The sequence below is a fragment of the Pseudomonas sp. PSE1(2024) genome (assembly GCF_050990555.1).
GTDB classification, from domain to species: Bacteria; Pseudomonadota; Gammaproteobacteria; order Pseudomonadales; family Pseudomonadaceae; genus Aquipseudomonas; species Aquipseudomonas aphyarum.
Genome location: NZ_CP158967.1, coordinates 6,403,418 through 6,417,809, shown reverse-complemented (window position 1 = coordinate 6,417,809; position 14,392 = coordinate 6,403,418). Strand labels below are relative to the sequence as shown.

10 protein-coding genes are annotated in these 14,392 nt (G+C 61.6%); 5 read left to right on the top strand and 5 right to left on the bottom strand.

What is annotated here, in order from left to right:
• Positions 1 to 116: 116 nt before the first annotated feature.
• The 3 genes from ABTV87_RS29325 to uvrD form a co-directional block, all read right to left on the bottom strand.
• Positions 117 to 986, bottom strand: a complete 870-nt coding sequence (locus tag ABTV87_RS29325) for a Tim44 domain-containing protein (protein WP_085606237.1) — start codon at positions 984 to 986, stop codon at positions 117 to 119.
• A 175-nt stretch (positions 987 to 1,161) separates the two neighbouring features.
• A complete protein-coding gene (locus ABTV87_RS29320) occupies positions 1,162 to 1,602 on the bottom strand; it encodes an EamA family transporter (protein WP_085606235.1) in 441 nt (146 codons plus the stop codon).
• A gap of 148 nt (positions 1,603 to 1,750) precedes the next feature.
• A complete protein-coding gene (gene uvrD, locus ABTV87_RS29315; RefSeq protein WP_007954248.1) occupies positions 1,751 to 3,934 on the bottom strand; it encodes a DNA helicase II in 2,184 nt (727 codons plus the stop codon).
• A gap of 259 nt (positions 3,935 to 4,193) precedes the next feature.
• On the opposite strand from uvrD, the gene ABTV87_RS29310 reads away from it, so the two are divergent.
• From ABTV87_RS29310 to ABTV87_RS29300, 3 genes are all read left to right on the top strand, one after another.
• Positions 4,194 to 7,067 carry a putative bifunctional diguanylate cyclase/phosphodiesterase gene (locus ABTV87_RS29310; RefSeq protein ID WP_085606233.1) on the top strand — a complete coding sequence of 958 codons (2,874 nt, stop codon included), beginning with the start codon at positions 4,194 to 4,196 and terminating at the stop codon, positions 7,065 to 7,067.
• Between the two features lie 150 nt (positions 7,068 to 7,217).
• Positions 7,218 to 8,084 (top strand): transcriptional regulator HexR, encoded by an 867-nt coding sequence (gene hexR / locus ABTV87_RS29305; RefSeq protein ID WP_007954250.1) that lies wholly within the window; start codon positions 7,218 to 7,220, stop codon positions 8,082 to 8,084.
• Positions 8,085 to 8,192: 108 nt separating this feature from the next.
• Positions 8,193 to 8,399, top strand: a complete 207-nt coding sequence (locus tag ABTV87_RS29300; RefSeq protein ID WP_007954251.1) for a PA3496 family putative envelope integrity protein — start codon at positions 8,193 to 8,195, stop codon at positions 8,397 to 8,399.
• On the opposite strand, the gene ABTV87_RS29295 is transcribed toward ABTV87_RS29300, so the two are convergent.
• Positions 8,341 to 9,303, bottom strand: coding sequence for a LysR family transcriptional regulator (locus ABTV87_RS29295; RefSeq protein ID WP_007954252.1), 963 nt, complete (start codon positions 9,301 to 9,303; stop codon positions 8,341 to 8,343). The two genes, ABTV87_RS29300 and ABTV87_RS29295, sit on opposite strands and share 59 nt — an antisense overlap.
• 190 nt (positions 9,304 to 9,493) lie before the next feature.
• Here ABTV87_RS29295 and ABTV87_RS29290 point away from each other — a divergent pair, with 190 nt between their 5' ends.
• Entirely contained in the window at positions 9,494 to 10,909 is a 1,416-nt protein-coding gene (locus tag ABTV87_RS29290; RefSeq protein ID WP_007954255.1) for an acetyl-CoA carboxylase biotin carboxylase subunit, read from the top strand.
• Positions 10,910 to 10,920: 11 nt separating this feature from the next.
• Positions 10,921 to 12,729, top strand: a complete 1,809-nt coding sequence (gene oadA / locus ABTV87_RS29285) for a sodium-extruding oxaloacetate decarboxylase subunit alpha (RefSeq protein WP_007954260.1) — start codon at positions 10,921 to 10,923, stop codon at positions 12,727 to 12,729.
• A 104-nt stretch (positions 12,730 to 12,833) separates the two neighbouring features.
• On the opposite strand, the gene ABTV87_RS29280 is transcribed toward oadA, so the two are convergent.
• Entirely contained in the window at positions 12,834 to 13,907 is a 1,074-nt protein-coding gene (locus tag ABTV87_RS29280; protein ID WP_433898764.1) for an autotransporter outer membrane beta-barrel domain-containing protein, read from the bottom strand.
• Between the last annotated feature and the right edge of the window lie 485 nt (positions 13,908 to 14,392).

The window sequence follows — 14,392 nt, the reverse complement described above, 5'->3', positions numbered from 1 at the left end:
TGGCGCGGTTTATATGGGGCGGTTTATACAGTAGCTCGCTATAGATGCAACCGCGAAATAGAAAACCCCGGCCGAGGCCGGGGTTTTCATTACTGCGGGTAAAACGTCGGAGGTGATCAGCCGTTCTGGCGGATACCGGCGACCAGCCAAGGCTGGTTGTCGCCCTGTGGACGTTCCATGTTCCAGCTTTCGCTGAACACTTCGCCCTGCTGGTCGAAACGCGAGGTCTTCGACACGCCGTTGAAGGTCAGGGTGGCGATGGTCTTGTCCGCACGATCATCCACGCCATCCAGTTGTACCTGGAGGTTGTCGATGTAGGTGGACTGGAACGCATCACCCAGTTCCGCGCGCTCGCGCTTGAGGAACTCGAACATTTGCGGGGTCACGAACTCGGCGATCTTGTCCATTTCGTTGGCGTCCCAGTGCTGCTGCAGCGCCTGGAAGTGGCTGCGGGCGGCTTCAAGGAAGCGCTGTTCGTTGAACCAGGCCGGTGCATTGATCACCGGACGGGCGGCAGCAGGTGCGGCCGAACCACCGAAGATCGAACCCATGGCTGCTGGCTTCTGTTCGAACACTTCACGCTGCATCGGCGCGCCGGCCGGAGCGAACTGCTCCTGCTGCTTGCGACGACGGGCGGCGATGAAGCGGAAGATCACGAACGCGATCACGGCCATGATCAGGATGTCGAAGAACTGCATGCCTTCGAAGCCGCCGCCCATGAACATGGAAGCGAGCAGGCCACCGGCCGCGATGCCGGCCAGAGGGCCGAGCCATTTCGAAGCACCGCCGGCCTTGGCCGCAGCGCCCGCGGCACCAGCGGTCGCCGCAGCGCCGCCCATGCCTGGGGAAGAAGGAGCCATCTGGCTGGTCTGGTGTGTCGGCGCAGCGCCGGCACTTTTGCCACCACCAAAGCGCTTGGCGTTGGCGTCGAGGCTCATCGTCAGGCCGATGCACAACGCCATGGCGATGCTAAGAAAACGTTTCATAAAGGGAATTCCCGTTTGTGGAGACACGCGCGCCATGTTGCACAGCTGAAGTGTTACTGGCTAGCGAGAGAGTGTTTCGGGCTTTTGCCTGACAGGTTACGTTCAGCTCGGTCGGGGCAATAAGGCCATGTACTTTTGTCTGTAGGAAAAGGAGATAGGTTCAGCAGGAAATGGATCAGCGCCGAAAAGCCAGCATCACCACGCCGGCAGTGATAAGGCCGATACCGCCCCACTGGCGCAGGTCGAGTTTCTCGCCCAGCAGGATCACACCGAGCACCGCCACGAAGACCACGCTGAGCTTGTCCACCGGGGCGACCAGCGATGCCGGGCCGACTTTCAACGCCCGGAAGTAGCACAGCCACGAAGCACCGGTACCCAGGCCCGACAACAGCAGAAACAGGTAGCTCTTGGCGGAGATCGATCCCAAGGACTGATATTGGCCCGTTGCGTACAAAATCAAGGCTAGACTGACCAATACGACGATTGTGCGCAGCAGGGTAGCGAAGTCGGAGTTGACGTTTTCGATGCCGATCTTGGCGAAGATGGCCGTCAGCGCGGCGAAGGTGGCCGAGAGCAGGGCCCAGAACGTCCAGGAAGAAAAGAAGCCCGAGCCCATGGATGTTGCCTCCAGTGTTCGTGTCCGATCGTTCCCACGCTCTGCGTGGTAACGCCGCCATGGACGCTCCGCGTCCACAGTGACGCAGAGCGTCACGGGATGCATTCCCACGCAGAGCGTGGGAACGATGAGCAACGACGGGCTGCGTTTAGATGGCTTCCAGCTTCGCGTACCCGAGCATCAGCCACTTGCTGCCTTCGGCGAAGTTCACCTGCACCCGGGCCTGGGCGCCGGCGCCTTCGAAGTTGAGGATCACACCGTCGCCGAAGATCGAGTGACGGACAGCCTGGCCAAGGCTCAGGCCGGTTTCCGGAATCTCGCTGCCGCTGAACAGGTTGCTGCCCCCCATCGACTGGTTGCCGCCGAACGGCCGGCTGACGCTGTTGGACAGGCGTACTTCCTGAATCAGGCCTTTCGGTACTTCCCGTACGAAACGCGACACCTTGTTGTAGGTTTCGCTGCCGTACAGGCGTCGGGTTTCAGCATAGGTCATCACCAGATTCTGCATCGCCCGGGTAATGCCGACATAGGCCAGTCGCCGCTCCTCCTCAAGGCGCCCCGGTTCTTCCAGGCTCATCTTGTGCGGGAACAGGCCTTCTTCCATGCCCACCAGGAACACGTAAGGGAATTCCAGGCCTTTGGCGCTGTGCAGGGTCATCAACTGAATGCTGTCTTCGTGCTCGTCGGCCTGGGTGTCGCCGGCCTCCAGCGAAGCGTGGCCGAGGAACGCCGCCAGTGGCGTCAGCTCTTCGTCTTCTTCGGTGTTCTCGAAGTTGCGCGCGGCGCTGACCAGTTCCTCAAGGTTTTCCACCCGGGCCTGGCCTTTCTCGCCTTTTTCCGCTTCGTGGTAGGCGATCAGCCCGGACTGCTCGATGACGGTCTGGGTCATCAGGTGCAACGGCATCTCGGCGCACTTGGCGGCGAGGTTTTCGATCAGCTCGATAAACGCGCCCAGCGCACCGGCGGCGCGACCGGTCAGGCCTTTGTTGGCCACCAGCTGGCGCATGGCTTCCCACATCGACACATCGCTGTGACGGGCATGGTCGCGAATCGCTTCGACGGTTTTCTCGCCGATGCCGCGAGCCGGGACGTTGATCACCCGCTCCAGCGCCGCATCGTTGCCACGACCTTCCAGCAAACGCAGGTAAGCCATGGCGTTCTTGATTTCCGCCCGCTCGAAGAATCGCTGGCCGCCATAGATGCGGTACGGAATGCGTTCACGCAGCAACGCTTCTTCCAGAACGCGCGATTGGGCATTGGAGCGGTAGAGAATCGCGATATCGCTGCGAGCCAGGCCGGTTTTCAGCGCGCTTTCGATGGTTTCGACAACGTAGCGTGCTTCATCGTGTTCGTTGAAGGCGGCGTAAAGGTTGATCGCTTCGCCGTCGCCGCCATCGGTCCACAGTTCTTTTCCCAGGCGCCCGGTGTTATTGGCGATCAAGGCGTTGGCGGCTTTCAGGATGCCGGCCGTGGAGCGGTAGTTCTGCTCCAGACGGATGGTCACCGAATCCGGGAAGTCGGAAGAGTATTGGTGGATGTTCTCGATTTTCGCGCCGCGCCAGCCGTAGATCGACTGGTCGTCGTCGCCGACCACCATCAGGCTGTCGCCGCCCTTGCCCAGCAGACGCAACCAGGCGTACTGCACGGCGTTGGTGTCCTGGAATTCGTCCACCAGAATGTGCCGGAAACGCTTCTGGTAGTGCGCCAGCAGGCCCGGGTGGTCGCGCCACAGGTCGAGGGCGCGCAGCAGCAGTTCGGAGAAGTCGATGACGCCGGCACGCTGGCACGCCGCCTCGTACGCTTCATAAATGCCGCGCATGGTGGCCAGGAACAGATCGCCGCTGGCTTGAATGTGTTGCGGACGCAGACCTTCGTCTTTCTGCCCGTTGATGAACCACTGGGCCTGACGGGCCGGCCAGCGTTGCTCGTCCAGCCCCAGCTCGCGGATCACCCGCTTGACCAGCCGTTGCTGGTCATCGCTGTCGAGAATCTGGAAGGTCTGGCTCAGCCCGGCTTCCTGCCAGTGCGCCCGGAGCAAGCGGTGCGCCAGGCCGTGGAAGGTACCGACCCACATGCCGGCCGGGTTGATACCCAGCAATTGCTCGATGCGGTGACGCATCTCGGCAGCGGCTTTATTGGTGAAGGTCACCGACAGGATCGAGTGGGGCGAGGCGTTCTCGACCTGGATCAACCAGGCGATACGGTGCACCAGCACTCGGGTTTTGCCGGAGCCGGCACCGGCCAGGACCAATTGACGACCAACGGGAGCCGCTACGGCCTGGCGTTGGGCATCGTTGAGGGAGTTCAGCAGAAGGGAGAGATCATCGCGCATCGGGGCATTCTAGGGTGCGCCGCAGGCCCGGGCAAACCGAGCTTTGCATTAGCCGATGAAAGTGCTGCCGATGACGACCGGTCGGTCACCGGCTACAGGCGTTGGCCCGCCTCGCTTCGGGGCTTTTGCGGGTGTCGGGAGGCTGAAAAGTTTCGGTGAAATTATGATCTGGGGCAGTTTGGCAAGTGGTTCGGCTTGTGTATGCTCCGTCCACGTTTCCGGGCGCATGCTCACACTTATAAGAACAAGAACGTTGCCTATGACCCTCAGCTTCGACCTGTCGGGCCCCTCTGTGGAACCCCGGGTAATCCGCAAGCATTACGCCACCCAGATGGCGGTCGAGCGCACGCGCCTTCTTTATCAGGGTTCGCTGTTGCCCACCCTGTTCATGTTGATCAATGGTCTGGTCTGCGCCGGTCTGCTCTGGAGCCCGCAGCGTTATTTCGTGGTCAGCGTCTGGCTGGTGTGGCTGCTGTCGCTGGTGGCGTTGCGGGTGATTCAGGTCGCGGCCTTCGATTCGGCGATTCCCGATCGCCAGGCCCAGCCGATCTGGGGGCGGATGTTCCTGCTCGGCTCGACCATGACCGGCCTGACCCTGGCCGGCGCCGGCATCGCTCTGGTCCCCGCCGACAACTTCATGCAGCAAGCCTGGGTGTTCGGCCTGATCGGCGCCGCGACCCTGTCGGCCAGCGTGGCTTACGCCGTGAGTATTCCGGCATTCCTTTCCTTTACCTTGCCATGCCTGCTGCCGGCCATCGGCTACCTGTTCTGGGGCGGTGACGAACTGGCGCGCGGCTGGGGCTGGCTCGGGCTGATCCTGCTCGGCTCCCTGAGTGTGGTGGCGTGGCAGGTCAATCGGCTGATCGATCGCGGTTTGCTGCGACGCTTCCAGAACCAGCACCTGATCGAGCACCTGCAACAAACGCAAACCCGCAGCGAACAGCTCAATCAGGAGCTGGCGAAGGAAATCGAGCACCGGCGTTGCGCCGAGGGCAAGTTGCGTGAAGCCCAGGTCGAGCTGGAAGACCGGGTCGCCCAGCGCAGCCGGGAACTGGACGTCGCCAACCAGGCCCTGAGCAAAAGCGAGGCGCGCCTGGCCCTGGCGTTGAAAGCCAGTGAGCTGGGGCTGTGGGACTGGAACCTGCAGACCGACGAAGTTCACCACACGCAGATTCAGGAACTGTTTGGCATTGACCCGGAATACGTCACCGGGCTGCTCAGGCACCTGCGGCCACGCCTGCACCCGGAAGATGTGCCGCCGCTCAAACGGGCGTTGATCGAGCACTTGAAGGGGCGCACCGAGGATTATCAGATCGAATACCGCGTGCGCCACGGCGACGGCCACTGGGTCTGGATCGAAGACCGTGGGCGAGCGGTGGAGCGCGACGAGAACGGGCGGGTCATCCGCATGGTCGGCACCCGCCGCGACATTAGCGTCAGCAAAAGCCTGGAAGCCCAGCAACAATTGGCGGCGACGGTGTTCGAGGCCGCCAGCGAAGGCATCGTGATCCTCGACCCGAATTATTCGCTGATCGCCATCAATCAGGCCTTCAGCCGGGTCACCGGGTATGACATCGACGACATGCTCGGGCGCAACGTCGTCGAATTGCCGTGCAGCCGCGACGCCCGCCGGCACTACGTCGCGATCCGCCACGCGCTGGAACAGCACGGCAGCTGGCAGGGCGAACTGGTGGAAACCCGCAAGAACGGCGAGCTGTATCCTCAGTGGCTGCAATTGAATGCCGTACGCGACAGTCGGGGAAATGTGAGCCATATCGTCGGCTTCTTCGCCGATCTGTCGGCGCGCCGCGAATCCGAAGAGCGCATGCGTTACCTGACCCACTATGACGAGCTCACCGGTCTGGCCAATCGCTCATTGTTCCGCGAACGCCTGCACGAAGCCCATCAGCGCGTGCGGCAGGGCGGGCGCCGGAGTCTGGCGCTGCTGCACATCAATCTGGATCGCTTCAAGCTGCTCAACGACAGCCTCGGCCACGAGATCGCCGACCAGTTGCTGCAAAAGATGTCTCGGCGTCTGGTCAATGCTCTGCCGGAGGCCGACACCATTGCCCGGCTGTCCGGCGACGAGTTCGCAGTGCTGTTCGACGCCTACGGCAACCTCTCGAGCCTGGCGCGGGTCGCCACGCGGCTGTCGACCAAGCTGCGACTGCCGTTGACCGTGGAAGGGCACGAATTGGTAGTAAGTGCTTCGATGGGCATCAGCATGCTGCCGGACAACGCCCGGGAGATTTCCGCGCTGGTCAGCCAGTCGAACATGGCCATGCAACATGCCAAGCACCTGGGCGGCAACAACTTCCAGTTTTATACCGACAGTCTGCAGGCCAGCACGCTGGAGCGCCTGCAACTGGAAAACCAGCTGCGCAAAGCCATCGAGGAAAAGCAGCTCAACGTCTTCTATCAACCGAAACTGTGTCTGGCGACCGGTCGTCTCAACGCGGCGGAAGCGCTGGTGCGCTGGGATCACCCGACCATGGGCCGGGTACCGCCGGGGGATTTCATCGGTCTGGCGGAGGAGACGGGGCTGATTGGGCCGATCGGCGAATTCGTCCTGCGCCAGGCCTGCTGGCAGGCGTGCGAATGGCAGCGTCAGGGGCTGGCGCCGATCCGGGTTTCGGTGAACCTGTCGGTTCATCAACTGCGCCAGGGCAAACTGGTCAGTCTGGTGCGCCAGGTGCTGGAGGAAACCGGCCTGGCGCCGCACTACCTCGAACTGGAACTGACCGAAAGCCAGCTGCTCGACAGCGTCGAACACATCATCGCCACGTTCCAGCAGTTGCGGGATCTGGGGGTGAAACTGGCGATCGACGATTTCGGCACCGGCTATTCATCGCTGAGCTATTTGAAACGGATTCCGGTGGACTACGTGAAGATCGATCAGGCCTTTATTCGCGGGTTGGGCGAGGGCAGCGAAGATGCGGCGATCACCCGGGCGATCATTGCGATGGCTCACGGGCTGTCACTGAAAGTTGTCGCCGAAGGTGTCGAGCGATCCGAGCAGCTGGCGTTTCTGAAAACTGAAGGTTGCGACGAGGTGCAGGGCTATCTGATCAGCCGTCCGGTGGAGGCGGTCGGCCTTGCCGCGTTGTTGCGTGAACAGGAAAAGCCGCTGTAAAGGGCTACATGCAGCGCATGTCGCCTGATCCGGGGGGATCGAGTTACGCATTGAGCAGGCAAAAAGCCGATTCATGTAGTATAACTACAAGCTTGCTACATCCCCGGCATCTGGCCAAAGCACATCTTTCCATAACAAGAGTCCAGCCCCTTGAATCTGCTGCAACACATCGCCCAGTCACGTCACCTGTTACGCAAGTCGGAGCTCAAGGTCGCCGACCACGTGCTGCTTGACCCTGCGGCAGTGATGCACAGTTCCATGGCCGACCTGGCCCACAGCGTCGGCATCAGCGAGCCGACCATCGTGCGCTTCTGCCGGGCCATCGGTTGTTCCGGTTTCCAGGATCTGAAACTCAAGCTCGCGCAAAGCCTCGCGGCCGGCGCCAGTTTCGGTCAGTTCGCGATCCATGAAGACGATTCCGTTGCCGACTACAGCCTGAAGATTTTCGACACCACGTTGCACACGCTGATGGAGGTTCGCGAGAAGCTCGATCCTCTGGAGCTGCAACGGGCGGTGACGCTGATGTCCCAGGCCCAGCGCGTCGAGTTCTACGGTTTTGGTGCGTCGGGCGCGGTGGCGGCGGATGCGCAGCACAAGTTCTTTCGTCTGCTGCTGACGGCCGCGGCGTATTCCGACCCGCACATGCAGGCGATGTCGGCGGTGACGCTGAAGCCGACTGACGTGGCGATCTGCATTTCCCAGTCCGGCCGCTCCAAAGACCTGCTGATCACCGCCAACCTCGTTCGCGAGAGCGGTGCGTCGCTGATCACCTTGTGCCCGAGCCAGACACCGCTGGCCGAGCTGTCGACCGTCAACCTGGCGATCGACGTTCACGAAGACACCGAAATCTACACGCCGCTGACTTCGCGTATCGCTCACCTGGTGGTGATCGACGTACTGGCGATGGGCGTGGCAATGGCGCGTGGGCCGAGCCTGGTCAACCACCTCAAGAGCGTCAAGCGCAGCCTGCGCAGCTTGCGGCTCTCGCCAAAATCGGTGAAAGCGCTGGATGACTGATCGTGATGGGGTGAAGGCAATCTTCATCTGCCTGTAACCCCGACGCAGCCAAATCGTCATCCACCATGCCTATCGTGAAACTCCCGTAAACGCCTTGGGAGACTCGAAATGGCTCAGCCTTACGAAGAACGCAACAGCGCTGCGAAAACCCGTCGTCAGCAGGAAGACCAGCGCCGCATGGAATTTCGCCGCGCTATCGAAGATCGCTTCGAACTCCGCCAGCTTCAGGCAGAAATCGGCGATTTTCCCGAGGACATCAATCACTGGCAGGCAGCACCGGCAGCTTCCCGTCGAAGCGCTCAACCAGCGCGCTGATCTGCACCCGTTCGCTGCGGATAAACGCCAGGAAGGCGTGCGCCACCGGTGACAGCCGCTTGGCTTTGGCTTGCACCAGGCACCAGCTGCGAAACAGCGGCAACTCTTCGACCGGCAGCTCGACCAGGCCACCGGTCGCCAGCTCCAGGTTCAGGGCGTGGCGCGTCAACAGCGCCAGGCCCAGACCCGCCACCACGCATTCACGCTGGGCTTCGGCCGACGCCACTTCCTGGGTCTGGGTGAAGTGCACGCGCTTCTCCTTGAAATACTCCTCGCACGCCAGCCGCGTGCCCGAACCGGGTTCGCGGATCAGCAGGGTGTAAGGTTCCAGGTCCTGCAGGCGCAGCGGGCCCATGTGCGCCAGTGGATGATCCGGCCGCGCCACGGCGACGATCGGGTTGTTGAGGAACGGCAGGAATTCCAGGCCCATGTCCTGCGGCACCATCGACATGATCACCAGATCGTCGCGGTTGTCGGAGAGCCGGCGAATCACCTGGCCACGGTTGACCACCGTCAGTTGCAGATTCACTTCCGGATGCTGGCGCTTGAACGCCGCGAACAGGTGCGGCACGAAGTATTTGGCGCTGGATTCCACCGCCAGCTTCAATTGGCCCTGCAGCGAGCCCTGCATGTCCGAGAGCTGCATGTCGAGGTTTTCCAGCCGGCCAAAAATGTCCCGGCTGGCGCGCTGAAGTGCTTCGGCGGCCTCGGTCATGTAGAGTTTTTTGCCCACGTAATCGAATAATGGCTGGCCGATCAGCTCTTCGAGCTGACGAATCTGTAGGCTGACGGCCGGTTGTGTGAGGGACATTTCTTCGGCAGCGCGGCTGTAGGAGCGCAAATCGCACACTTCGTTGAAGATCTGCAATTGACGTAATGTCATACGCATCAAGGACTTACGCATTTTCTACCGACTCTGGCCGCGGGCTGATGCGTTGACTATAAGTCTTTACTTATGCCTGACCCAATTTTTATTCATTTTTGTTAATCCCTTGTCAGCGCTAGTGTGGAGCCGAGACCAGATTGAAACATTTGGTCACGTGCCGACCTGGGTCTAGCAGGTCGTGGTGCCACCGGCTCAAGGGAACCTCCAAGTGATAACAAAGATCCTGATCGCCAACCGTGGTGAGATTGCCGTACGAATCGTGCGTGCCTGCGCCGAGATGGGCATCCGCTCGGTCGCGATCTATTCCGACGCCGACCGGCATGCCTTGCATGTGAAGCGTGCGGACGAGGCCCACAGCATTGGTGCCGAGCCGCTGGCCGGTTACCTGAACCCGCGCAAGCTGGTGAACCTGGCCGTGGAAACCGGCTGCGATGCGCTGCACCCCGGCTACGGTTTCCTATCGGAAAACGCCGAGCTGGCAGACATCTGCGCCGAACGCGGCATCAAATTCATAGGCCCGTCGGCGGAAGTCATCCGCCGCATGGGCGACAAGACCGAAGCGCGCCGCAGCATGATCAAGGCCGGCGTGCCGGTCACGCCTGGCACCGAAGGCAACGTCTCGGGCATCGAGGAAGCGTTGAGCGAGGGCGACCGCATCGGTTACCCGGTGATGCTCAAGGCCACTTCCGGTGGTGGCGGTCGCGGTATCCGTCGCTGCAACAGCCGCGAAGAACTCGAACAGAATTTCCCCCGGGTCATTTCCGAAGCCACCAAGGCCTTCGGTTCGGCGGAAGTGTTCCTGGAAAAATGCATCGTCAATCCGAAACACATCGAAGCGCAGATCCTCGGCGACAGCTTCGGCAACGTCGTGCATCTGTTCGAACGTGACTGCTCGATCCAGCGCCGTAACCAGAAGCTGATCGAAATCGCCCCGAGCCCGCAACTGACCCCGGAACAGCGCGCCTACATCGGCGACCTGTCGGTGCGCGCAGCCAAGGCCGTGGGCTACGAGAACGCCGGCACCGTGGAGTTCCTGCTCGCCGAGGGCGAGGTGTACTTCATGGAGATGAACACCCGGGTGCAGGTGGAACACACCATCACCGAAGAAATCACCGGGATCGACATCGTCCGCGAACAGATCCGCATCGCCTCCGGCCTGCCGCTGTCGGTGAAGCAGGAAGACATCCAGCATCGCGGTTTTGCCCTGCAATTCCGGATCAACGCCGAAGACCCGAAAAACAACTTCCTGCCGAGCTTCGGCAAGATCACGCGCTACTACGCCCCCGGCGGCCCCGGCGTGCGCACCGACACGGCGATCTACACCGGCTACACCATCCCGCCGTTCTACGACTCGATGTGCCTGAAACTGGTGGTCTGGGCGCTGACCTGGGAAGAGGCCATGGACCGCGGCCTGCGCGCGCTCGACGACATGCGTCTGCAAGGCGTGAAGACCACCGCCGCGTACTACCAGGAAATCCTGCGCAACCCGGAGTTCCGTAGCGGCCAGTTCAATACCAGCTTCGTTGAAAGCCACCCTGAACTGACCAACTACTCGATCAAGCGCAAACCCGAAGAGCTGGCCCTGGCCATCGCCGCCGCCATCGCCGCCCACGCAGGCCTGTGAGGAATAGAACAATGACTAAAAAGATTTTCGTAACCGACACTATCCTGCGCGACGCTCACCAATCGCTGCTCGCCACCCGCATGCGCACCGAAGACATGCTGCCGATCTGCGACAAGCTCGACAAAGTCGGCTACTGGTCGCTGGAGTGCTGGGGTGGCGCGACCTTCGACGCCTGCGTGCGTTTCCTGAAAGAAGACCCGTGGGAGCGTCTGCGCCAACTGCGCGCCGCGCTGCCCAACACCCGTCTGCAAATGCTCCTGCGCGGCCAGAACCTGCTGGGCTACCGCCACTACAGCGATGACGTGGTCAAGGCGTTCGTCGCCAAGGCTGCGGTCAACGGCATCGACGTGTTCCGCATCTTCGATGCAATGAACGACGTGCGTAACCTGCGCGTGGCGATCGAAGCGGTGAAGGCTGCCGGCAAACACGCCCAGGGCACCATCGCCTACACCACCAGCCCGGTGCACACCATCGATGCGTTCGTCGCCCAGGCCAAGCAAATGGAAGCCATGGGTTGCGACTCGGTGGCGATCAAGGACATGGCCGGTCTGCTGACCCCATACGCGACCGGTGAACTGGTACGTGCACTGAAAGCCGAGCAGTCGCTGCCAGTGTTTATCCACTCCCACGACACCGCCGGCCTGGCAACCATGTGCCAGCTCAAGGCCATTGAAAACGGTGCCGACCACATCGACACCGCGATCTCCAGCTTCGCTTCGGGCACCAGTCACCCTGGCACCGAATCGATGGTTGCTGCGCTCAAAGGCACCGAGTTCGATACCGGTCTGAACCTGGAGCTGCTGCAGGAAATCGGCCTGTACTTCTACGCCGTGCGCAAGAAGTACCACCAGTTCGAAAGCGAATTCACCGCCGTCGATACCCGTGTTCAAGTCAACCAGGTGCCTGGCGGGATGATTTCCAACCTGGCCAACCAGTTGAAAGAGCAGGGCGCTCTGAACCGCATGGGCGAAGTGCTGGCGGAGATCCCGCGCGTACGTGAAGACCTCGGCTTCCCGCCGCTGGTGACTCCGACTTCGCAGATCGTCGGCACCCAGGCGTTCTTCAACGTGCTGGCCGGCGAGCGCTACAAGACCATCACCAACGAGGTGAAGCTCTACCTGCAAGGCGGCTACGGCAAGGCGCCGGGCACCGTGAACGAGAAGCTGCGTCGTCAGGCCATCGGCAGCGAAGAGGTGATCGATGTACGTCCGGCCGATCTGCTCAAGCCGGAAATGACCAAGCTGCGTGCCGATATCGGCGCATTGGCCAAGTCCGAAGAAGACGTGCTGACCTTCGCCATGTTCCCGGACATCGGCCGCAAGTTCCTCGAAGAGCGTGCCGCCGGCACCCTCACCCCGGAAGTGCTGCTGCCGATCCCGGAAGCGGGCAAGGTGGCTTCGGCCGGCGGCGAAGGCGTACCGACCGAGTTCGTCATCGACGTCCACGGCGAAACCTACCGCGTGGACATCACCGGTGTCGGCGTCAAGGCTGAAGGCAAGCGTCACTTCTACCTGTCCATCGACGGCATGCCGGAAGAAGTGGTGTTCGAACCGCTCAACGAATTCGTCGGCGGCGGCAGCAGCAAGCGCAAGCAGGCTTCGGCGCCGGGCCACGTCAGCACCACCATGCCGGGCAACATCGTCGATGTGCTGGTCAAGGAAGGCGACACCGTCAAGGCGGGCCAGGCTGTGCTGATCACCGAAGCGATGAAGATGGAGACCGAAGTTCAGGCTGCGATTGCCGGCAAGGTCACCGCCATCCACGTTGCCAAGGGCGACCGGGTGAACCCGGGCGAAATCCTGATCGAGATCGAAGGCTGAGATAACGGCCTCGATACAACGCTTTAAACCTCGGGGGAGCATGTGCTCCCCTTTTTTTTGCTTTCAAAGTGCTGCCGCACCGTGCGGCAGCAACCCGTCTGGACTTAGAACGCCATTCGCCACTGCCCCGATACGCCGTGGTTTCGGCTGTCGGTACCGATCTCTCCGGACAGTCCGACACCCAATGTGTGACTGTTCGAGACCGCAAGATCCAGCCCTGTGTCGAGTTTCAAGCTGTCGCGATCCAGTTCGGCGCCGTAAACGGTGAAGTCTTCGGTTTCGGTGACCAAGCGTTGGCGGGTGCTGGTATAGGTCTCGCCGTAAACGTGTTTCCACCCCGCGCTGAATCGTGGCGTGAGACGCATGCCGTTATCCAGCGTGCTGACTTTCGCCATGCGCAGGCCGACGGTGGTGTTGAAGTTGCCTTGGGATTGAGCGTGAACCTTGAGCGCCGCCGCTCCGCCTTTCTCGGTGTAGCCGTCGCGCTGGTAGCGTTGGTAGCCGAGGCCGACAAACGGCTCGATGCTGACGTTGGCCCGACCCAGGTTGTATCCCGATTCGATGAACGCTTGCTGGGTGCTGGCCTGGTAGTTGCCCTTGAGTCGGTCATGGAAGCGATCGAACGCGACTTCGCGACGGGTGCTGCCTTCGTGACGGCTCCAGGTTGCGCCTGACCGAACTGACAGCGGGCCGGTCTGGCGCAAGGCGTAGGCGCCGAGGTGCCAACTGTCGAGGTCGCCGTCCAGTTCTTTGCTGTCGATGCGCGTGTCGGAGGTGCCGCCCATCAAGCCCAGGTGCCATGTTTCATCGAGGCGCCAGTCCGCGCCGAGCAGCAGTCCTTTGGTGGAGTGTTGCATCGGTTCAAATTCGCGATCGAGTTTCCCGCTGTGGCCAAGGGCTTGCAGCCAGACCCTGCCGGTGTCTGCGTTGCCGGCCGCATGGCGTGGTGAGTTGCCCGGTGAGTCGTGGGCATTGTCGAGTTGATGCATGGCTGACAGCAGGCTGGCGCTGACCGGCGTGACACTGCTCAGGGTTGCATTGGCGAGGTTGGCATTGCTGCCGCCCGCCAGTTGATAGTAGGCGAGGGCGGCCGTGGTTTCGTCGGCAGCGAGCAGGGCTGCAATGGCTGCATTGCCTGGAGGTGGAGGGGAGTCCGTTGACTGTGGCTGGTCAACCACTTGGGTTTGTTGAGCTGCGGACGTTTCAGCCAGAACCGGTTCCGTTAAGGGCGCTGGTTTTTCCAGGCTTTCTTCGAGAGCGCTGCCGCTCTCTGTCGTGGCGACTTTCCTGGATGGAATGTCGCCGGATGTGTGAGCGGATACCGCTGGGATCTCAGTGCTGACGGGGATTGTTTCCAGTGGCGGAGCGATCCTTTCCTCACTCACTGTTTCTGCCATGAGAAGCGGAGCAGGTTTCACCTTAGGAGGTGTGCGCGGGCTCCTGGGTTTCACCTCTTTCACGACGGGCGCGTCGGGCTCCGACTGCTCTGCCAGAGAAAACTCCACGCAACCGACTCCCAGAGCAACCGCCAGGACAAGATGTTGGAGCTTGTATTTGCATTGAATGGGCATTCAGTTCGTCTCATGTGAAAAGAGAACAAACTGTAAAAGTCGATGCCGGTGCGCCGATGCCGGGCAATTCCGAACTGTGTGCAGGCGATGAC

Bases quoted from the DNA above. Each gene is read 5' to 3' on its own strand.
- ABTV87_RS29325 (WP_085606237.1), bottom strand. From the start codon at position 986: ATGAAACGTTTTCTTAGCATCGCCATGGCGTTGTGCATCGGCCTGACG.
- ABTV87_RS29320 (WP_085606235.1), bottom strand. From the start codon at position 1,602: ATGGGCTCGGGCTTCTTTTCTTCCTGGACGTTCTGGGCCCTGCTCTCG.
- uvrD (WP_007954248.1), bottom strand. From the start codon at position 3,934: ATGCGCGATGATCTCTCCCTTCTGCTGAACTCCCTCAACGATGCCCAA.
- ABTV87_RS29310 (WP_085606233.1), top strand. From the start codon at position 4,194: ATGACCCTCAGCTTCGACCTGTCGGGCCCCTCTGTGGAACCCCGGGTA.
- ABTV87_RS29300 (WP_007954251.1), top strand. From the start codon at position 8,193: ATGGCTCAGCCTTACGAAGAACGCAACAGCGCTGCGAAAACCCGTCGT.
- ABTV87_RS29295 (WP_007954252.1), bottom strand. From the start codon at position 9,303: ATGCGTAAGTCCTTGATGCGTATGACATTACGTCAATTGCAGATCTTC.
- oadA (WP_007954260.1), top strand. From the start codon at position 10,921: ATGACTAAAAAGATTTTCGTAACCGACACTATCCTGCGCGACGCTCAC.